At 46.5% G+C, this 21,092-nt stretch carries 18 protein-coding genes; 15 read left to right on the top strand and 3 right to left on the bottom strand.

Going from position 1 to position 21,092, the window contains the following annotated elements; genetic code table 11:
- Nucleotides 1-87 precede the first annotated feature (87 nt).
- The 9 genes from argH (at nt 88) to LKD36_RS04655 (ending at nt 11,630) form a co-directional block, all read left to right on the top strand.
- Complete coding sequence (gene argH / locus LKD36_RS04695) at nt 88-1,464, top strand: argininosuccinate lyase (RefSeq protein WP_308458892.1); 1,377 nt, start codon at nt 88-90, stop codon at nt 1,462-1,464.
- A gap of 130 nt (nt 1,465-1,594) precedes the next feature.
- Nucleotides 1,595-2,680, top strand: coding sequence for an aspartate-semialdehyde dehydrogenase (gene asd, locus LKD36_RS04690; protein ID WP_118769337.1), 1,086 nt, complete (start codon nt 1,595-1,597; stop codon nt 2,678-2,680).
- Between the two features lie 144 nt (nt 2,681-2,824).
- Nucleotides 2,825-3,928: a recombinase RecA gene (gene recA, locus LKD36_RS04685; protein WP_118769338.1), complete on the top strand. Its 1,104-nt coding sequence runs from the start codon at nt 2,825-2,827 to the stop codon at nt 3,926-3,928.
- Complete coding sequence (locus tag LKD36_RS04680) at nt 3,843-4,370, top strand: regulatory protein RecX (RefSeq protein ID WP_308458891.1); 528 nt, start codon at nt 3,843-3,845, stop codon at nt 4,368-4,370. Before recA ends, LKD36_RS04680 begins: the two co-directional genes overlap by 86 nt.
- Before the next feature lie 128 nt (nt 4,371-4,498).
- On the top strand, nt 4,499-6,046 hold the full coding sequence (rny, locus tag LKD36_RS04675; protein ID WP_308458890.1) for a ribonuclease Y: 1,548 nt from the start codon (nt 4,499-4,501) through the stop codon (nt 6,044-6,046).
- Between the two features lie 87 nt (nt 6,047-6,133).
- Nucleotides 6,134-6,928 (top strand): pyrroline-5-carboxylate reductase, encoded by a 795-nt coding sequence (proC, locus tag LKD36_RS04670; RefSeq protein WP_308458889.1) that lies wholly within the window; start codon nt 6,134-6,136, stop codon nt 6,926-6,928.
- 52 nt (nt 6,929-6,980) lie between these two features.
- Nucleotides 6,981-7,538 carry a hypothetical protein gene (locus tag LKD36_RS04665; protein WP_308458888.1) on the top strand — a complete coding sequence of 186 codons (558 nt, stop codon included), beginning with the start codon at nt 6,981-6,983 and terminating at the stop codon, nt 7,536-7,538.
- A gap of 67 nt (nt 7,539-7,605) precedes the next feature.
- Nucleotides 7,606-8,487, top strand: coding sequence for a tyrosine recombinase (locus tag LKD36_RS04660; protein WP_308458887.1), 882 nt, complete (start codon nt 7,606-7,608; stop codon nt 8,485-8,487).
- 77 nt (nt 8,488-8,564) lie between these two features.
- A complete protein-coding gene (locus LKD36_RS04655; protein ID WP_308458886.1) occupies nt 8,565-11,630 on the top strand; it encodes a gamma-glutamyl-gamma-aminobutyrate hydrolase family protein in 3,066 nt (1,021 codons plus the stop codon).
- 68 nt (nt 11,631-11,698) lie between these two features.
- Here LKD36_RS04655 and LKD36_RS04650 read toward each other — a convergent pair whose 3' ends face one another.
- Together LKD36_RS04650 and LKD36_RS04645 are read right to left on the bottom strand one after the other, a co-directional pair.
- On the bottom strand, nt 11,699-12,727 hold the full coding sequence (locus LKD36_RS04650; RefSeq protein WP_308458885.1) for a 3-deoxy-7-phosphoheptulonate synthase: 1,029 nt from the start codon (nt 12,725-12,727) through the stop codon (nt 11,699-11,701).
- A gap of 68 nt (nt 12,728-12,795) precedes the next feature.
- Nucleotides 12,796-14,292 carry a polysaccharide biosynthesis protein gene (locus LKD36_RS04645; protein WP_308458884.1) on the bottom strand — a complete coding sequence of 499 codons (1,497 nt, stop codon included), beginning with the start codon at nt 14,290-14,292 and terminating at the stop codon, nt 12,796-12,798.
- 122 nt (nt 14,293-14,414) lie between these two features.
- Here LKD36_RS04645 and LKD36_RS04640 point away from each other — a divergent pair, with 122 nt between their 5' ends.
- The 4 genes from LKD36_RS04640 to mnmA are packed head-to-tail and all read left to right on the top strand — an operon-like array spanning nt 14,415 to nt 17,642.
- Nucleotides 14,415-14,879, top strand: coding sequence for an RrF2 family transcriptional regulator (locus tag LKD36_RS04640; protein WP_118769347.1), 465 nt, complete (start codon nt 14,415-14,417; stop codon nt 14,877-14,879).
- A 6-nt stretch (nt 14,880-14,885) separates the two neighbouring features.
- Nucleotides 14,886-16,076 carry a cysteine desulfurase NifS gene (gene nifS, locus LKD36_RS04635; RefSeq protein WP_308458883.1) on the top strand — a complete coding sequence of 397 codons (1,191 nt, stop codon included), beginning with the start codon at nt 14,886-14,888 and terminating at the stop codon, nt 16,074-16,076.
- A gap of 47 nt (nt 16,077-16,123) precedes the next feature.
- Entirely contained in the window at nt 16,124-16,561 is a 438-nt protein-coding gene (nifU, locus tag LKD36_RS04630) for a Fe-S cluster assembly scaffold protein NifU (protein WP_118769349.1), read from the top strand.
- A gap of 1 nt (nt 16,562) precedes the next feature.
- Nucleotides 16,563-17,642 carry a tRNA 2-thiouridine(34) synthase MnmA gene (gene mnmA, locus LKD36_RS04625; protein ID WP_118769350.1) on the top strand — a complete coding sequence of 360 codons (1,080 nt, stop codon included), beginning with the start codon at nt 16,563-16,565 and terminating at the stop codon, nt 17,640-17,642.
- Nucleotides 17,643-17,703: 61 nt separating this feature from the next.
- Here mnmA and LKD36_RS04620 read toward each other — a convergent pair whose 3' ends face one another.
- Nucleotides 17,704-18,510 (bottom strand): histidinol-phosphatase HisJ family protein, encoded by an 807-nt coding sequence (locus LKD36_RS04620; RefSeq protein ID WP_308458882.1) that lies wholly within the window; start codon nt 18,508-18,510, stop codon nt 17,704-17,706.
- A 226-nt stretch (nt 18,511-18,736) separates the two neighbouring features.
- On the opposite strand from LKD36_RS04620, the gene gap reads away from it, so the two are divergent.
- A complete protein-coding gene (gene gap, locus LKD36_RS04615; protein WP_117497233.1) occupies nt 18,737-19,750 on the top strand; it encodes a type I glyceraldehyde-3-phosphate dehydrogenase in 1,014 nt (337 codons plus the stop codon).
- A gap of 99 nt (nt 19,751-19,849) precedes the next feature.
- Complete coding sequence (locus tag LKD36_RS04610) at nt 19,850-21,073, top strand: phosphoglycerate kinase (RefSeq protein WP_118769352.1); 1,224 nt, start codon at nt 19,850-19,852, stop codon at nt 21,071-21,073.
- Nucleotides 21,074-21,092 lie beyond the last annotated feature (19 nt).

The following is a 21,092-nucleotide window of genomic DNA, read 5'->3' as shown; positions in this document are numbered from 1 at the left end:
TGTCTGATGCCCCGGTCTTGTGTATGGAAATTCTTTGTGTTAAAATAAAACGACAATTTGTACAAAAACCAGAAAGGAAGAACGACCATGGCACAGTTATGGGGCGGACGTTTTACGAAAGAGACCGATCAGCTGGTATATCGTTTTAACGCATCCATTTCATTTGATCAGAAATTTTATAAACAGGATATTCAGGGAAGCATGGCACATGTAAAAATGCTTGCAAAACAGGGGATCCTGACGGAAGACGAGAAAGAGCAGATTTTAAAAGGACTGGAAGGTATTCTTGCTGATGTAGAGTCCGGAAAACTTGAGATTACCGATAAATATGAGGACATTCACAGCTTTGTGGAGGCAAACCTCATTGACCGGATTGGAGATGCAGGAAAGAAACTGCATACCGGAAGAAGCCGGAATGACCAAGTGGCGCTGGATATGAGACTTTATACAAGAGATGAAGTGAAAGAGACGGATGAACTGGTAAAAGGTCTTCTGAAAGTTCTGCTTCGCATCATGGAAGAAAATATCGAGACCATTATGCCGGGATTTACCCATCTGCAGAAAGCACAGCCCATTACACTGGCTCATCATATGGGCGCTTATTTTGAAATGTTTAAAAGAGACCGTTCAAGACTTCATGACATTGCAGAGCGCATGAATTACTGTCCGTTGGGCGCTGGTGCGCTGGCTGGGACTACTTATCCGCTGGATCGTGATTATACAGCGGAACTGCTTGGATTCTATGGCCCGATGCAGAACAGCATGGACGCCGTATCCGACAGAGATTATCTCATAGAATATCTGTCTGCCATGTCCACTATCATGATGCATCTGAGTCGTTTTTCTGAGGAAGTTATTATCTGGAACAGCAATGAGTATCAGTTTGTAGAAATCGACGATGGATACAGCACGGGAAGTTCCATTATGCCCCAGAAGAAAAATCCGGATATTGCAGAGCTGGTACGTGGTAAAACCGGACGTGTCTATGGTGCGCTCATGTCTCTTCTGACTACCATGAAAGGCATTCCGCTGGCTTACAATAAAGATATGCAGGAAGATAAAGAACTGGTATTCGATGCTATTGACACGACCAAAGGTTGTCTTGCACTGTTTACCGGTATGATGGATACCATCAGTTTCCGCAAAGACCGTATGCATGAGAGCGCAAAGAAAGGATTTACCAATGCCACAGACGCAGCTGATTATCTGGTAAATCATGGTGTGCCCTTCCGTGATGCACATGGAATTGTAGGGCGCCTGGTTCTTCGGTGCATTGCAGAAGGAAAATCTCTGGATGATCTGACTTTAGATGAGTATAGAGAAGAAAGCCCGGTATTTGAAAATGATATTTATGATGCTATTTCCATGGAGACTTGTGTGAACCGCCGACTCACCATCGGTGCACCAGGTAAGGAAGCGATGGAAAAAGTCATTGCAGGCTATAAAGAGTATTTGAACGCATAGTGTCATAAATTTGAAAAAGAAAGAAAAAAGGGTTGCTTTTTTTGTCAAAATCCTGTACTATTTCATAGAAATGACAAATGTACGTCATACGCGGACACGCGGCGTGCAAGGATAAGAGGAGAATGAGAAAATGAGTGAAAAGTTGAAAGTAGGTATCCTTGGTGGAACTGGTATGGTAGGCCAGAGATTTATCTCCCTTCTGGAGAATCATCCGTGGTTTGAGGTGGTAACGATTGCAGCAAGTGCTCGTTCCGCAGGCAAGACATACGAAGAAGCTGTAGGAGGCCGCTGGAAAATGGACACTCCAATGCCGGAGGCAGTGAAGAACATCGTTGTTATGAATGTCAACGAAGTGGAAAAAGTAGCAGCAAGCGTTGATTTCGTATTCAGTGCAGTGGATATGTCCAAAGACGAGATCAAAGCTATTGAGGAAGCTTATGCGAAGACCGAGACTCCGGTTGTCTCCAACAACAGCGCACATCGCTGGACTCCGGATGTTCCGATGGTAGTACCGGAGATCAACCCGCAGCATTTTGATGTCATCGAGTTCCAGAAAAAGCGTCTGGGAACCAAGCGTGGATTTATCGCGGTAAAACCGAACTGTTCCATTCAGAGCTATGCACCGGTTCTTACCGCATGGAAAGAGTTTGAACCCTATGAAGTAGTAGCTACGACCTATCAGGCAATTTCCGGAGCAGGAAAGACTTTTAAGGACTGGCCGGAGATGGTAGGAAACATTATTCCGTATATTGGCGGAGAGGAAGAAAAATCCGAGCAGGAGCCCCTTCGTATCTGGGGACACATTGAGAATGGTGTGATTGTAAAGGCAGAAGAGCCGAAGATCACCTGCCAGTGTATCCGTGTTCCGGTACTGAACGGACATACCGCAGCGGTATTTGTAAAATTCCGTAAAAACCCGACCAAGGAAGAACTGATCGACCGTCTGGAGAAATTCAGCGGATTCCCGCAGGAGGCAGGACTTCCGAGCGCACCGAAGCAGTTCATCCGTTACATGGAGGAGGACAATCGTCCGCAGGTTCAGCTGGATGTCAATTATGAGAATGGAATGGGAATCTCTGTAGGACGTCTTCGCGAGGACAGCATCTATGACTGGAAATTCGTAGGACTTTCCCACAACACGGTACGTGGTGCAGCTGGTGGAGCGGTTCTCTGTGCAGAGACGCTGAAAGCAAAAGGATATATTACAAAGAAATAAAGAACAGAGCAGAATCCTGGCAGACAGTCAAAAGCTGTCCGCCAGGATTTTTTTCTTGACAATCCCATGCAAATAAGATAGGATAGATAACAGGGAATCGAACAAAAGTTCGTATTGTGAAATTCGATTATAAGGAGATATTTCATGGGAAAAGAAGATAAAATGCAGAATGGGAAAGCTGTAGCTAAAGAAGAAAGATTAAAAGCACTGGATGCGGCACTTTCTCAGATTGAAAAACAGTATGGAAAAGGTTCTGTCATGAAACTGGGTGATCAGTCCAGCCGCATGCAGGTGGAGACGGTGCCAACCGGATCCTTAAGTCTTGACATTGCGCTTGGTGCAGGCGGTGTACCGAAAGGACGTATTGTGGAGATCTATGGACCGGAGTCCAGTGGTAAGACGACCGTAGCTCTTCATATGGTAGCAGAAGTACAGAAGCGTGGCGGCATTGCAGGATTTATTGACGCAGAGCATGCGCTGGATCCGGTTTATGCGAAAAATATTGGTGTGGATGTGGATAATCTCTATATTTCCCAGCCGGACAACGGAGAGCAGGCGTTGGAGATTACCGAGATGATGGTTCGCTCCGGCGCAGTAGACATTGTGATTGTGGACTCTGTCGCAGCACTGGTTCCCAAGGCGGAGATTGATGGAGACATGGGGGATTCTCATGTGGGTCTCCAGGCTCGTCTCATGTCTCAGGCACTGAGAAAATTGACTTCCATTGTCAGCAAGACCAACTGTATTGTAATCTTTATCAACCAGCTGCGTGAGAAGATCGGCGTTATGTTTGGTAATCCGGAGACGACTACCGGCGGACGTGCATTGAAGTTCTATGCTTCTGTTCGTCTGGATGTACGCCGTACAGAGGCACTGAAGCAGAGTGGAGAGGTGGTAGGTAACCATACCCGCGTCAAAGTAGTAAAGAATAAGATTGCACCGCCTTTCAAAGAGGCAGAGTTCGATATTGTATTTGGAAAGGGAATCTCCACAGACGGAGATATTCTGGATCTGGCAGCGGAATGTGGGATCATTGCCAAGAGCGGTGCGTGGTATGCATATAATGACGCGAAGATCGGACAGGGAAGAGAAAATGCAAAGCAGTTTCTTCATGACAATCCTGAGATTCGCGATGAAGTAGAGATGAGGGTCAGAGAACATTATGGATTACCGGTACCGGAAGAATTCAGACAGACAGAAACCGGAGCAGAAGCTGCCAAAGACAGATCAGACCTCGAATTGTCGTAAGGCAAGATTAAAGGCGCTCAAGATTCTGGAACGGATGGACCGTACGGAGGCACAGCTCCGGGAAAAACTCCTGCAGGCAGAGTTTTCGCCGGAACTGGTGGAAGATGCCATTGCCTATGTGAAAAGTTACGGTTACATTGATGATGAGCGATATGTAAGAAACTACATTGAATACCGGCGGGAACAGAAGAGCCGCCGACAGTTGGAACAGGAACTGCAGTACCGGAAAGGGGTGCCGCAGGAACTGATTCAGAAAGTTTATGAAGATCTGGAACCTGCGGATGAGAAACCACTGATCCGCAGGTTTCTTGAGAAAAAAGGGTATCGTCCGGAAATAACAGATGAAAAAACAAGGCGGAAACTGATCGCCGCACTTTTACGGAAAGGCTTTCGAATGGGGGATGTTCTGGCGGTTTTGAGGGAGACGGACGGCTGGTCGTGAATCACTCATGCAGCGAACAAGTTGCACAAAAAAACACACAGAGCACTTGACACAATTGTAAAAACAGTTTAAAATTTAATATGTTGTGTAATGTACAATGAAAACTAAATAAGGAGGTGCTCCTGTATATGGTTCCGATCATAATAGCAGTTCTGGTTGCTGTTGTTCTGACCGCAGTCATCACCTGGCCTTGTGCAGTCGGCTATCGCAAAAAGGTAGTGGAAGCCAAGATCGGCAGTGCGGAAGACAGAGCAAGAGAGATCGTAGACGAAGCGCTGAAAGCAGCAGAGACAAAGAAACGTGAAGCGATGCTGGAAGCAAAAGAAGAGTCTATGAAGACCAGAAATGAATTAGAGAAAGAGACCAAGGAACGCAGAGCGGAACTCCAGCGTTATGAACGTCGTGTCCTTACAAAAGAGGAAACTCTGGATAAGAAGACAGAGGCGATCGAGCGCAGAGAAGCAAGCTTTGCTGCTCAGGAAGAGCATCTTGCAAAGAGACGTGCTGAAGTAGAAGAGCTGTCCGCAAAACGTGTGCAGGAACTGGAACGAATCTCAGGTCTTACCTCCGAACAGGCAAAAGAATATCTTTTAAAAACAGTTGAAGAAGATGTAAAACATGAGACTGCGAAGCTCGTAAAAGAGCTGGAAAGCAGAGCAAAAGAGGAAGCAGGAAGAAAAGCGAAGGACTATGTAGTCACCGCAATTCAGAAATGTGCAGCTGACCATGTGGCTGAAACAACGATTTCTGTAGTTCAGCTTCCAAATGACGAGATGAAGGGACGTATCATTGGTCGTGAGGGAAGAAATATCAGAACTCTCGAGACTATGACCGGTGTGGATCTGATTATTGACGATACACCGGAAGCAGTTATTTTGTCCGGTTTCGATCCGATTCGCCGGGAAGTGGCCCGTATCGCATTGGAGAAACTGATTGTTGATGGCCGTATCCATCCGGCAAGAATTGAGGAGATGGTAGAAAAGGCCCAGAAGGAAGTTGAAACGATGATCCGTGAGGAAGGCGAAGCGGCTACTCTGGAAGTCGGAGTTCACGGAATTCATCCGGAACTGGTACGTCTGCTTGGACGTATGAAATTCCGCAGCAGTTATGGACAAAATGCGCTGAAACATTCTATTGAAGTTGCTCAGCTGTCAGGACTTCTGGCAGGAGAGATTGGCGTAGATGTCCGTCTGGCAAAGAGAGCCGGACTTTTACATGATATCGGTAAATCCATCGATCATGAGATGGAAGGATCCCATATTCAGATCGGTGTAGAATTATGTAAGAAGTATAAGGAATCAGCTACAGTGATCAACGCAGTTGAATCACATCATGGAGATGTAGAGCCTACTTCCCTGATCGCCTGTATTGTTCAGGCAGCAGATACTATTTCAGCTGCAAGACCAGGCGCGAGAAGAGAGACACTGGAGACTTATACCAACAGATTAAAACAACTGGAAGATATTGCGAACTCCTTTAAGGGAGTTGATAAATCTTTTGCTATTCAGGCAGGTAGAGAGGTTCGTGTTATGGTAGTTCCGGATCAGGTAGATGACGCAGAGATGGTATTGTTGGCGAGAGACATCTCAAAACAGATCGAAGCGGAACTGGAGTATCCTGGTCAGATCAAGGTCAATGTAATTCGCGAGAGCAGAGTTACAGATTACGCGAAGTAAAGACAAAAGATGAAAAGATAACAAAGAGGATGTCGCAATTGCGGCATCCTTTCTGTGATTTTACGCAGGAAAAGGAGAAACAGGATCATGGCAAAGATAGGTTTTATCGGAATGGGCAACATGGGAAAAGCAATTTTGCAGGGTGCTTTAAAAGAGTTTCCAAAGACAGATTTTGTATTTTGTGCAAAGACAGAAGCAACAAAGCTGAGGGTACATGAGAAAACTGGAATTGATTATGCGGATTCTAATGCAGAATGTGCAAATCGGTGCAAATATCTTATACTGGCGATTAAACCGCAGTTCTATGAGGAAGTTTTGAATGCGGTTCGTTATATGTTGACACCGGATCATGTGATTATTTCTCTGGCACCCGGTAGAACCATCGATCAGCTGAAACTCAATCTTGGAAATGATAAAAGGATTGTACGGGTGATGCCCAATACTCCGGCAATGATTGGTGAAGGAATGACAGGAATCAGTTGCCGGAAAGAGGAGTTTACCGATGAAGAACTGGATGTCCTGACCAGAATTTTTTCTTCCTGTGGAAAAGCAGAATATATCGAAGAGCGGCTGATGGATGCTGTAGTATGTGCCAGCGGCAGCTCACCGGCATTTGTTTATATGTTTATTGAAGCGCTTGCAGACGGTGCTGTCCGGTGCGGCATGCCGAGAAAACAGGCATACATATTTGCTGCACAGGCGGTAAAAGGTGCTGCTTCCATGGTACTTGAGACGGGCGAACATCCGGGAGTTCTGAAAGATCAGGTATGCTCACCGGCAGGAACGACGATTGCCGGGGTGGCTGCACTGGAGGAAACAGGATTCCGAAATGCGGTGCTCAAAGGCTGTGAAGCAGTCTATAAGAAATGTATAGAAATCTGACAGTCATAAAAATCCTTCCTCTCCCATAGAATGGGTGGGGAGGGATTTTTTTATGTACGGATTTGAGAAAAACAGGCATCCGGCAGGAGGCAGTATTTATCTTGCGGTGACAGGCATGGGTATGCTGGCAGGAATTGGAATCATACAACTTCAGAGTGATTCTGCGTTTTCCGGAATTTTTGGGGAATATTTTCTGAATCAGTATGCTTCTTTTCGAATTGATTATGTACAGATGATCCGTTATATTGCGGGATATCGGCTGGGACAGTATATGTTGCTTATGGGGGCTGGCATAATCCCCGCAGCTCCGATCTGGATGGGATTCCTGCTCTTTTTATTGGGAATGATCTGGGGAAGTGTATTGAGTATTTCTACACTGCAGCTTGGATTTCGCGGAATTGTGATTTGCGTGGCAGGTCTGCTGCCTCAGGTCTTTTTTTATCTTCCGGCATTCGGATGGATGATTCTGTGGGTAATTTGCGGTGGAAGCAATCGGAAAAAGTATCTGATGCTTGGAGCTGTTGGCGGACTTTTCCTGCTATTTGGAATTCTCACAGAGGCCTGTGTGAATCCGGCAATTTTACGGCAGATTTTAGGAAAAATCGTATAAAAATATTGAAATCTTTCAGATTCTCGGCTATACTGTAACCATCTTTTTTGGAACTCGAGGAAGTTATATGGACGAAGAAATACAGCATTTTGTCGGATATCTGGAGAATGTGAAGAAGGTATCACGGAATACAGTGATGTCTTACCATGGAGATCTTGGCAAGATGACAGCTTATATGAAGAATCAGGGGGTCTGTTCAGTCGATGAGATCAGTGCGACACTGCTGAATTCTTTTGTGCTGAATATGGAGTGTACTGGGAAATCGGCGGCGACAATTTCCCGTTATATTGCATCCATCAAAGCATTTTTTGAATATCTTATGAGAGAACATGTGCTGGAAGAAGATCCGTCTTTCTTTCTGAAAGCTCCGAAAGTGGAAAAAAAAGTACCGGGCATCCTGACGGTACAGGAGATGGAAGATATTCTTGACCAGCCGGTGACGGACAATCCCAAAGGTCTGCGTGACAAGGCAATGCTGGAACTCCTTTATGCGACTGGCATGCGGGTGAGTGAACTTGTGCATCTGGAAGCAGAGGATGTGAATCTGCGTTTTGGGTGGATTATCTGCCGGGAGGAAGGAAAAGAGCGGATGATTCCCTTTGGAGGTACTGCAGGACGGGCACTGCTGGAATATATGGATCGAGGAAGAGATTCCTTTATGAAAAAAAGGCCGGAAAAGCTGCTGTTTTTGAATTGTTCAGGAGCACCCATGAGTCGTCAGGGATTCTGGAAGGTACTCAAAGGTTATGCGGCGAAGGCCGGAATTGATAAAGATATTACACCGAGAATGTTTCGTCATTCCTGTGCAGCACATATGGCGGCAGGCGGAGCAGGTCTTCAGATTATTCAGGAGATGCTTGGCTATACAGATGTGGCTGCAACACAGATCTATGCGGAATTTCAGCCGGGAATAAGAAAAGAATACAGCAAAGCACATCCCCGGGGATAGGCTTTTTACATGACTGCAAAGGCGCAGAGAATTCATAAGGATTCTTTGTGTCTTTTTGCTTTATAAGGAGAAAAATGATGGAACAGCACAGACAATTAATTTCTACAAAGGCGGATACCCTGTTTGCTCTGAAAAATCTCATTCATGAATCGACGATAGAAGAAATGTATATTCTCTACGTCCGGGATTATCAGATGGATAAACTGGAAGTCTGCCATGAGATTATGGACCAGTTTAAGGGACGGAGAATTGTGGTACGAAGTTCCTCATCCGCGGAGGATTCTTTTCAACGCTCCAATGCGGGACATTATAAAAGTATTTTGGACGTAGATTCTTCCAGCGAGGAAGAAATCATTGAGGCAGTTGACGCGGTAATCACTTCTTATAGGAAAGACATTCAGAATCTGTCAGATGAACAGGTGTTGATTCAGTGTCAGGCGCTCCATGTGGTCTGCAGTGGTGTAGTGTTTACCAGAGATATTCAGAGCAATAAACCGTATTATCTGATCAATTATGATGAGACGGGATCCACCGACAGCGTTACTGGTGGAACGGCAGGCAGGATGATGAAAGTGGTCCGGAATGTGGATGAAGGCACACTGAAAACACCCTGGAGGGAACTTTTGAGGGCTGTGCGTGAACTGGAACACATCATGGATGGACTGGCCCTGGATATAGAATTTGCCATTAATAAAGATCATCAGGTGATTCTCTTTCAGATGAGGCCGCTGGTAGCCAGTTATAAACAAGGAAATGTGTACGATGATAATGCTTTTTTTAAATTGCTGGAAAATGCAGCGGATATGTATGAACATCACAAAAATGTGATTACGGGAGAGCCTATGATGATGTCGGATATGGCATTCTGGAATCCTTCGGAGATCATTGGGAATAACTCCAGACCGCTGGATTATTCCCTGTATCGGGCCATCATTACGCACCGGGCGTGGAATCAGGGAATTGCAGGGATTGGATTCCGAAAACTTTCAGAAGATCTGATGCACCGGATCGGAAATAAGCCTTATATCTGCCTGGAATATGCGTTCTACTCGTTGATTCCGCAGAAAGTACCGGAGAAGCTGGCTCGAAGACTGGTACGCTATTATCAGAATGCATTGCGGCATAATCTGACAGCACATGATAAGATAGAATTTGAGATTGTATTTTCCAGTTATGATTTTGGAACGGAGCAGAGAACAAAACGTCTGGTAGAGTATGGATTTACTGAAGAGGACCGAAGAAATCTTGTGGAAAATCTGAAGGAAGTGACTGAAGATGCGGTGCTGAATTATGAAAAGATCCTGGAAGAGGATATGGAAAGTCTCAGAAAACTGGAGAAAATCCGGGGAAGAGAAGAAGATCTGCTGCATCATGATAAGGCTACACTTCATCAGATCATGCAGGCAGTGCAGAGTCTCCGGGCCGGACTGCAGCATTATGGGACGCCGCAGTTTGCACGTCAGGCCCGTATGGCATTTATGGCAAGGGCGTTTTTGCGGAGTTTGACAGAAAACGGACCGGAAGGACAGGAAAAAAACGGTGGGCAAACATGGTTCTGCCAGGAGGATACGGATGCATTTATGCAGTCGATCTCCACGGTCTCCACGGAATTTGAGAAAGATTTCCGGGCCTTTTCTCTGGATGAGATCAGCCGCGCAGAGTTTAACCGGAAATATGGACATCTGCGTGTGGGTACTTATGATATCCGGACAGAACGTTACGACCAGATGAATTTCAGACCGGGCCCATCCAGATCTCAGAGAAAACCAGTGCCGAGGGAAGACGCACTGAATTTAGACAGGCTCACTCAGGCCATTGAAGAGTCCGGGCTTCATGTGACTGCGAAACAGCTTCTGCATTTTATCCGGCATGCCATCGAAGAACGAGAATATTTTAAATTTGAGTTTACAAAATCTTTAAGCCTTATTCTGGAACTTTTAGTGCGGGCGGGAGCCATGATGGAGATTGCCAGAAATGATCTGTCCTGGCTGGAAATTGAGGATTTTGTGCTGCCGCAATATTTGACGGCAGATGGACTGAAGGACCAGCTGGAAGAAAAAATTGCAAGAAGACACCGAAGATATCAGGAATTCCGTGAACTGTATCTGCCGGAGGTGATTCTGAACAGGCGGAGTCTTGATGTGGTGGAAGTCTATGAAGCAAGACCGAACTTTATTACAACAAAAAGGGTGGAAGGAGAGGTCGTGCTGCTGGATGAGGAGCCGGACGCAGATATTCATGATAAGATCGTGGTAGTTCCCAAGGCAGATCCGGGTTATGAGTGGGTGTTTACAAAGGGAATCAAAGCATTTATCACCCGATTTGGCGGAGCGGCATCTCACATGGCCATCCGCTGTGCGGAGTTTGAGATTCCGGCGGCGATTGGCTGTGGAGAGAAGATTTACCATTATGTATCTTCTTTAAGCTATCTAAGCCTTGACTGTAGGGCGGGAAAGATCGAGGAAGGCATCCAGTACCGAAATCTGAGTGCTCTGATTACTCAGAGAGAAGGCGTGAACCAATACGGTGACCCGGTAGATATTCTGGAGTCCGGCTATGTGCGGTTCTATGAGCTGCTGGGATTTATCCCGAAGACCGTCTCCAATTTTACAAAGAATGTAGAGATGATATTCAATAAAAAGAGGGATCTCCTCATTGTGGTGGGAGGCGGTTCCTTGCCGCCGTCCATGTATGACCGCCCCCACGAAGATGAACTGCAGCCCAACCGTGACCGGATGGAGGAGCAGGTGATCCACTACTGTGTGGCCCATGGCATTCCTATTATCGCCACCTGCCGTGGTATGCAGTATATTAATGTCATGTTTGGCGGAAAACTCTGGTATCATCCCAAGCTTCCGGTGACCAGAACGAGAGGCATGGATCATCAGGTGTGGCTTGTGAAAGAACAACGGAATATCTGGGTCAACAATTACCATTCTGACTGTATCTATGAAGAAGGACTGGCACCCTGCTTTGAACCGTTGGCCATTGACCGGGAAAATCATGTGGTGGAAGCCTATGGCTCGGATGAGATGAAGATTCTGGCACTACAGTGGCATCCGGAACGCCGGTTTGAAACAGCCAATGCCTACGAAGAGACAAGGAAAATCGTACTGGATTTTATTCAGAAACATGTGAAATAATGAGGAATAGAAAAGAAGCTTCATGCCGGTAAAACGGCGTGGAGCTTCTTGAGAGTTCTGACTTGATTTTAGCAGGTCTCTGCAATCTCGAAGAGAAGACGTTCGGTCTTCTCCCAGCCAAGGCAGGGATCGGTTATGGATTTTCCATAAACATGATCATGGATCTTCTGGCTGCCATCTTCGATGTAGCTCTCGATCATCAGCCCTTTGACCAGTTTGTGGATGTCGTCGCTGTAACGGCGGCTGTGAAGTATTTCTTTTGCAATACGGATCTGCTCCAGATACTGCTTGTTGGAGTTGGAGTGGTTGGTATCAACCACGCATGCCGGATTCTTCAGGTTCTTCTCGGCGTACAGCTCACAGAGCAGACGGAGATCTTCGTAGTGATAGTTCGGAAGTACCTGTCCGTGCTTGTTGACAGCACCGCGGAGTACGGTGTGAGCAAGGGGGTTGCCGGAGGTGTCGACATCCCATCCTCTGTAAATAAAGGAGTGAGCATGCTGAGCAGCAACAACAGAGTTGAGCATAACGGTCATATCACCGCTGGTCGGGTTCTTCATACCTGCCGGTACGTCAAAACCGCTGACGGTCATACGATGCTGCTGATCCTCTACGGAACGGGCACCGACTGCCACATAGGAAAGCAGATCTGCCAGATACCACCAGTTTTCCGGATAGAGCATCTCATCTGCTGCGGTAAGGCCGGTCTCTTCGATGTTGCGGATGTGAAGTTTACGGATGGCAATGAGGCCTTCCAGAAGGTCCGGTGCTGCTTCCGGGTCCGGCTGATGAACCATTCCCTTGTATCCTTCACCGGTCGTTCTCGGCTTGTTGGTGTAGATACGCGGAATGATGATACATTTGTCTTTGATCTGCTCCTGAATCGGAACCAGGCGGTGCAGATAATCCATAACAGCTGTCTCGTTGTCAGCGGAACATGGTCCAACGATAATCAGAAAACGGTCGTCTTTTCCGGTGATAACATCAGCAATTTCTTTATCTCTCTGTGCTTTTAATGCTGCACATCTCTCGGAAAGCGGGTACATAGCCTTGATTTCCTTCGGGATTGGCAGCTTTTTGTTAAATGTGAATCCCATAACAGTCTCCTTCGTGTGTTTGCTTACTGCGATACATTATAATATAGTTTTTTACGGTTGTAAATACATTACTTTGACGCTTTGACGTAAAAAAGTGGGCGCAGCAGCTTCCAGACCCCGAACGAGAACAACAGGAGTACATATCCAAGACACATCAGTGCGATTTGAACGAAGAGTCCTAAAATACTGGCAGCGGGTTTTAACATATGAATTCCTCCCATAGATAAGAGTATGGCGGCAGCAGGTTTCAATACGTAGGCATCAAGACCGATGGAGGGTGTGACATAAGATGCGACGGAGCGGATGTCCAGGAAGGACAGGAGAAGCTCACCTGCCAGAATGCCCCACAGAACGCCCTGAATGCCGGTAAAGGGAACGAAAAGGACGATGCAGAAAATCCGTACCAGCAGGGCAGCCAGCTGATTAAAAAAAGTAACAGAAGTCTTTCCGAGACCGTGGAGAATACTGCTTAAGTTGCCGGACAGATAAAGGAACGGGCAGATCCATGCCAGGGTCTGTAAGAATTCTCCGGTCAGCGGCTGATGGAAGCATAGTGTTCCCAATTCTTTTCCAAACCGCAGAAAAATACCCATGCAGAGAATACCAATATTCATGCCGAAGAGCAGAGTATATTCGATGGCCTGGGAGATTTTCTGCATATTTCCTTTTGCCTGCTCTTCCGATATGACAGGGAGCAGCATGGCAGACAGAGAAGAAGTGACTGCATTGGGAAAGAGCAGAAAAGACAGGGACATACCGGTGAGAATGCCGTACAGACTTAGAGCTTCTGTGGAAGAGAGACCGGATTGCCGGAGCGACAGAGGAATCAGGACCGCTTCCACACTTTGAAGTAAAGTCAGACTGACACGGCTGGCGGTGACAGGAATGGACATGGTGAGCAATGTCCGGCACCGGTGAAAACAGGCGGACAGGCTGGAGGGTAGCAAAGTCTTATTGGCAGCAAAGGTGAGTATGAAAAGAACCGATGCGATTTCTCCTGTAAGCAGACCAGCAGTAGCGAGCATGGGAGTGATTTCCATACCTTCCTGCAGAAAAATGTGATACAAAAGCCAGACAGAACCGATTCTGACAGCCTGTTCTGTAAGTTGGGAAAACGCAGGAAGAGATGCATTCTTCCGTCCAAGACAGAATCCACAGAAACATCCGTGAAAGCCGGCTAGGGGAATGGTGGCGGCCAAAAATTTTAACAATGGAGCACACCGTGTTTCATGGAGCAGAGTAAGGGCAATGAAATCAGACCTGGTCCAGAGGAAAAGACCGATAACCAGGGATGAGGTCAGCGTCAGAAAGAGCCCGGCCCAGAGATAATCCGACTGCTCATGACCGCGGGAGCGGGCCGTAAAACGGGAAATAGCCACTTCAAGACCGGAGGAAGTCAGGGAATGACAGACGGCAAATACGGGGAAAATAAGCTGATAGATGCCCATCCCTTCCGCACCCATAGCCTGTGCCAGGAATATCTTATAAAAGAAGCCCAAAAATTTGATCAGAAGACTTGAGACAGTCAGAATCACGGTACCCTGAAAGAAGGAGCAAGATCGCATAGATAGTACTTCCTTTTTTACAAAATATATTCAGAATGAGTGCTTGACAGAACGTAACTGGAATGATATTATCAACAATGAAATCCGACAAAAATACTCGGAATTAGAACGGGGTGATGATTATGAAGCTGTCTACAAAAGGACGCTACGGTCTTCGCGCCATGATAGATCTGGCATTGTATTCGGAAAAAGAACCGGCATCAATAGCAAGTATTGCAGCCAGACAACACATATCGGAGAGCTATCTGGAGCAGCTCATTGCGAAGCTTCGGAAGGCAGGCCTGGTTACCAGCGTGCGCGGCGCGTGCGGCGGTTATGTACCGGGACGTCCGGTGGAGGAGATTTCCGTGGGAGATGTGCTCCGCGCACTGGAAGGAAATCTTGACCCGGTGGAATGCCCTGGTATCCAGAACAGCAGTGGATGTGACGGTTCCGATGTGTGTGTGACAAAATATGTATGGCAGCGGATTAACGATAGTATTAATCGGACAGTGGATGAGATAAAACTGAGTGAACTGCTGGAAGAGAGCAGGGCGGTACAGAAGAAAAGTCAGATTCCAGGATCATGTTGTGAAAAAAAGGAGTGATTGGATATGAGCGAAGAGAAGAAGCTTATTTATCTTGATAATGCGGCAACAACCAAAACAGCGCCGGAAGTAGTGGAGGCAATGCTTCCTTATTTTACAGAAATGTATGGTAACCCCTCCAGCGTTTACAGCTTTTCCCAGAAGAGCAAAGAAGCCATTACAGCAGGCAGAGAGAAGATTGCAAAGACTCTGGGAGCAAATCCGGAGGAGATCTATTTTACCGCTGGCGGCAGCGAGTCCGATAACTGGGCGCTGAAGGCAACCGCTGAGGCATACAAAGAGAAAGGCAACCACATCATTACCACGAAGATTGAGCATCATGCCATTCTTCATACCGGCGACTGGCTGGAGAAACATGGTTTTGAAGTGACCTATGTGGATGTGGATGAATTTGGTAAAGTAAAACTGGATGAGCTTGAGAAGGCAATCCGCCCGACCACCATTCTGATCAGCGTAATGTTTGCAAACAACGAGATCGGAACCATCCAGCCGATCAAAGAGATTGGTGAGATTGCGAAGAAACATGGCATTCTATTCCATACAGATGCAGTGCAGGCATATGGACAGCTTCCTATTAATGTAGATGAACTGAACATTGATATGTTAAGCTCCAGCGGACACAAACTGAACGGACCGAAGGGAATCGGTTTCCTGTATATCCGTAAAGGCGTGAAGATCAGAAGCTTTATTCACGGCGGAGCACAGGAGAGAAAAAGACGTGCAGGTACTGAGAATGTGCCGGGTATCGTAGGATATGGCGTGGCAGCAGAGCGGGCGGCAAGAACCATGAAAGAGCGTACTGCAAAAGAGATCGAGCTGAGAAATCATCTGATCGACCGTGTACTGGCAGAGGTTCCCTACACTAGACTGAACGGACACAGAACTGACCGTCTGCCGAACAATGCAAACTTCAGCTTCCAGTTCGTAGAGGGTGAGTCCCTTCTGATCATGCTGGATATGGATGGTATCTGTGGTTCCAGTGGCTCTGCCTGCACATCAGGATCTTTGGATCCGTCCCACGTTCTTCTGGCCATCGGACTGCCCCATGAGATCGCCCATGGTTCTCTGCGTCTGACCTTAAGTGAGGAGACTACCCTGGAAGACATTGACTATGTAGTAGACTGCATCAAGAAGATCGTGGCAAGACTGAGAAGCATGTCTCCGCTTTATGAGGACTTCATTAAAAAACAGAAATAAGAGCGACGGTCTAACCGGCGGAGTATTTTAGAAAAGAGGAAAAAGATATGTATAGTGATAAAGTAATGGATCATTTCCAGCATCCGAGAAACGTAGGAGAGATCGAGAATGCCAGCGGAGTTGGTACCGTAGGTAATGCAAAATGCGGTGATATCATGAGAATTTATTTTGATATCGATGAGAACCAGATCATCCGTGATGTCAAATTCAAAACCTTCGGCTGCGGCGCTGCAGTTGCAACCAGCAGCATGGCAACAGAGCTGGTAAAAGGAAAGAGCATCTATGAAGCTCTGGAAGTTACCAATAAAGCAGTTATGGAAGCACTGGACGGACTTCCGCCTGTAAAAGTACACTGCTCCCTGCTGGCAGAGGAGGCAATCCATGCAGCACTGTGGGATTATGCAGAGAAGAACCACATCAAGATTGACGGACTGAAGAAACCGAAGTCTGACATTCATGAGGGAGAAGAAGAGGAAGAATACTAAAATGGAGAAAAAGAAGGTCGTTGTCGGAATGTCCGGCGGCGTAGATTCTTCCGTGGCGGCCTGGCTTCTTCAGAAGCAGGGGTATGAAGTATGGGGCGTTACCATGCAGATCTGGCAGGATGAAGATCCGGATCAGGTGGAGGCAAATGGTGGATGCTGTGGCCTCTCTGCGGTAGACGATGCCAGAAGAGTGGCATCCAGACTGGAGATTCCCTACTATGTGATGAACTTCAAACAGGATTTCAAGGAGCGGGTCATCGACTATTTTATGGACGAGTACTTAAAAGGCCGTACACCCAATCCCTGTATTGCCTGTAACCGCTATGTAAAATGGGAATCTCTGCTGAAGCGCAGTCTTGATATCGGAGCAGACTATATTGCAACCGGTCATTATGCACAGATTGAACACCTACCCAATGGCCGGTATGCCATTAAGAATTCTGCCACAGCAGCAAAGGATCAGACCTATGCTCTTTACAATCTGACCCAGGAGCAGCTGTCCCATACATTGATGCCGGTAGGAGCTTATACAAAGGATCAGATCCGTGCCTTTGCGGAAGAGGCAGGGCTTCCGGTGGCTCATAAGCCGGACAGCCAGGAGATTTGTTTTGTGCCGGACGGGGACTATGCTCATTTTATTGAAGAAAATTCCGGCAGAAAGATTCCGGAAGGTAACTTTGTGTGGGAAGATGGCAGAGTCATCGGAAAGCATAAAGGAATCACTCATTACACCATCGGCCAGCGGAAAGGGCTTGGACTGGCCATGGGCCGGCCGGTAGTCGTGACGGAGATTCGCCCGGAGACGGGAGAAGTGGTGATCGGAGAGGCAGATGCGGTATTCAGCACCACACTTCGCGCTAATCGTTTGAACTGGATGAGCATTCCGGAACTTGACGGAGAACGGCGTTTTCTGGCTAAGATCCGTTATAATCACAGTGGTGCCATGTGTACAGCACGAATGGTGGGAGAAGATGAAGTGGAATGTGTCTTTGACGAGCCGGTTCGTGCAGTAACGCCTGGACAGGCAGTGGTATTCTATGATGGAGAGTATGTAGCCGGAGGCGGCACTATTATTGGGTAATCAGAATATGAAAATCCTCTGAGGAAATGTTCCTTCAGAGGATTTTTTGCTGGATTAAAAGCTACAGCGGCAGTTCCACAGGTTTTCGGCCTTTGAAAATATAGTAGGAGTGGAATCCACAGGAACGGACAAGTTCTGCTGCTTTTTCAAATTCGTAGGTCAGATATTTCGGATCATGGGCATCGGAACCAAATGTAATGATGGTTCCACCCAGTTCCCGGTAGCGAAGAATAATTTCACGGCAGGGATTGGTGGTGTCAAGGCCGTATTTGTATCCGCCGGTGTTGACTTCCAGGCCGATGTTATAACGGATCAGACGACGGAGAATTCCGTCGATGTATTTCTGATAACGTTCAAAAGAATAGTATTTATTCTTATTAGGACCGTATCTTACGATATAATCCAGATGACCGAAGGTATCGAAATTGGAGTAGGATTCCAGGTTCTGGATACAGCATTCAAAATATTCTTCGTATGCGGTGGATTCCTTCCTTCCTTCGAAGAAGACCGGATAGTAGGGATCTTTTCCGTTTACGAGATGGACGGAACCGATGACGAAGTCAAAAGGATAGGAAAAGATCAGGTTATGATGTTTTTTTGTGAGGTATGGCTGAAGTCCCAGTTCAATGCCGATCCGGAGATCAATCCGGTCTGCGAACTCTTCCTTAAGAGAAAGCAGCTGCTCGAAATAAACTTTCGGGTCAAATTCAAAACAGAGATCACCGTCCGTATAATCATAGTCCATATGATCTGTCAGGCACAGATGGGTCAGACCGAGAGAGAGCGCGCGCTCAATCATGATTCTTGGAGCAATGTTACAGTCACCAGAGAAAGAAGTATGCACATGATAGTCAGCTTGTATGTTCAAAAAAATTCTCCTTTGTGTAAAAAATGGTTTAAATCCCGTGATTGAAACCATCATAGAGGATAAAAAGAGAAAAGTAAAGCAAGAAAATAGATAATCTTTTGAATTTACTATTGATATTTTTCGGCAAAGCAGGTAAAATAAGTAACGGTTGATGATCTTTTAACAATCATGGCAAGAGTTGGAAGATCAGCATATATCATTATTCAACTTTTAGGAGGAATTAATCATGGCAGTAAAAGTAGCGATCAATGGATTCGGACGTATTGGCCGTCTGGCATTCAGACAGATGTTTGGCGCAGAGGGATATGAGGTAGTAGCAATCAACGACCTGACTTCCCCGAAAATGCTTGCACATCTTCTGAAATATGATTCTTCTCAGGGTAAATATGCTCTGGCTGACACCGTATCTGCAACTGATGATTCTATCATCGTTGACGGAAAAGAGATTAAGATTTATGCAAAAGCTAACGCAGCTGAGCTTCCGTGGGGAGAAATCGGCGTAGATGTAGTTCTGGAGTGTACCGGATTCTACACCTCTAAAGAGAAAGCTTCTGCACACATCACTGCAGGCGCTAAGAAAGTAGTTATTTCCGCTCCGGCTGGAAATGATCTGCCGACTATCGTATACAACGTAAACCACAAAACTCTGACCAAAGAGGATACTGTTATTTCTGCAGCTTCCTGTACCACCAACTGCCTGGCACCGATGGCAAAAGCTCTGAACGATCTGGCTCCGATCGAGTCCGGTATTATGTGCACCATCCATGCTTATACTGGTGATCAGATGATCCTTGACGGACCGCAGAGAAAAGGCGATCTGAGAAGAAGCCGTGCAGGCGCTGTTAACATCGTTCCGAACAGCACTGGTGCTGCAAAAGCAATTGGTCTTGTTATTCCGGAACTGAATGGCAAACTGATCGGTGCTGCTCAGCGTGTACCGACCCCGACCGGATCTACTACTCTTCTGTTTGCAGTTGTAGATAAAGCAGTAACCAAAGAAGAGATCAACGCAGCTATGAAAGCAGCAACTACTGAGTCCTTCGGATACAACGAGGACGAGATCGTATCCAGCGATATCGTTGGTATGAGATTTGGTTCTCTGTTTGATGCTACCCAGACTATGGTTTCCCCGCTTCCGGATGGAAAGACCCAGGTTGAGGTTGTATCTTGGTATGATAACGAGAACTCTTACGTTTCTCAGATGGTTCGTACCATCAAATACTTCGCTGAGTTAGCATAATTGCTGACAGGCGGCAGTCTTATATTTTAAGACCTCAAAAGGTCCGGTCTTCAGGACCGGACCTTTTTTTAATCCTGAAAGAAATGGAGGCATTGTCTAATGTCATTAAATAAGAAAACAGTTGATGATATCAACGCAAAAGGAAAACGTGTTCTTGTAAGATGCGATTTTAACGTACCGCTGAAAGACGGCGTGATCACTGACGAGACCCGTATTGTAGCAGCACTTCCGACCATCAAAAAGCTGATCGCTGATGGCGGAAAAGTAATTCTTTGTTCTCATCTTGGAAAAGTTAAGAATGGTCCGAACGAGGGAGAGTCTCTTGCACCGGTTGCAAAACGTCTGTCTGAGAAACTCGGCAAAGAGGTTGTATTCGTATCCGATTATCATGTAACCGGAGAGGAAGCTACCAAAGCTGTTGCAAACATGAAAGACGGAGATGTGGTTCTTCTTCAGAATACCCGTTTCCGCGGTGCAGAAGAGACCAAGAACGGCGAAGAGTTCAGCAAAGAGCTGGCTGATCTGGCTGATATCTATGTATGCGACGCATTCGGATCTTCTCACAGAGCACATGCTTCCGTTGCAGGTGTAACCAAATTTATCAGAGCTAAAGGCGGCGAGAATGTAGTTGGATACCTGATGGAGAAAGAGATCAACTTCCTTGGCAATGCTGTAGAGAACCCGGTTCGTCCGTTCGTTGCTATCCTTGGCGGAGCAAAGGTTGCTGATAAGCTGAATGTTATTTCCAACCTGCTTGAGAAATGCGATACCCTGATCATTGGCGGTGGTATGGCTTATACCTTCCTGAAAGCACAGGGCGCTGAGGTTGGTACTTCTCTGGTTGATGATACGAAACTGGATTACTGCAAAGAGATGCTTGCAAAAGCTGACAAACTTGGAAAGAAACTGCTTCTTCCGATCGATACCGTAGTTGCATCTGCATTCCCGAACCCGATCGATGCAGAGATTCCGGTTGAAACTGTTGACTGCGATCACATTCCGGCTGACAAGCTGGGACTGGATATCGGACCGAAGACTGCAGAGCTTTACGCTGATGCTGTAAAATCTGCAAAGACGGTTGTATGGAACGGACCGATGGGCGTATTTGAGAATCCGATCCTTGCAAAAGGAACTATCGCAGTTGCTAAAGCACTGGCTGAGACGGATGCTACTACCATTATCGGTGGTGGTGATTCCGCAGCAGCTGTCAATACTCTTGGATATGGTGACAAGATGACCCATATTTCCACCGGCGGCGGAGCTTCCCTTGAATTCCTTGAGGGCAAAGAGCTTCCGGGTGTTATGGCAGCAGATGATAAATAAGTTTTAATAAACAATTCAG

The organism is Hominiventricola filiformis (assembly GCF_020686965.1).
GTDB classification, from domain to species: Bacteria; Bacillota; Clostridia; order Lachnospirales; family Lachnospiraceae; genus Hominiventricola; species Hominiventricola filiformis.
Note: the sequence above shows the minus strand (reverse complement) of the source record. Positions and strands in the feature narration are given on the sequence as shown.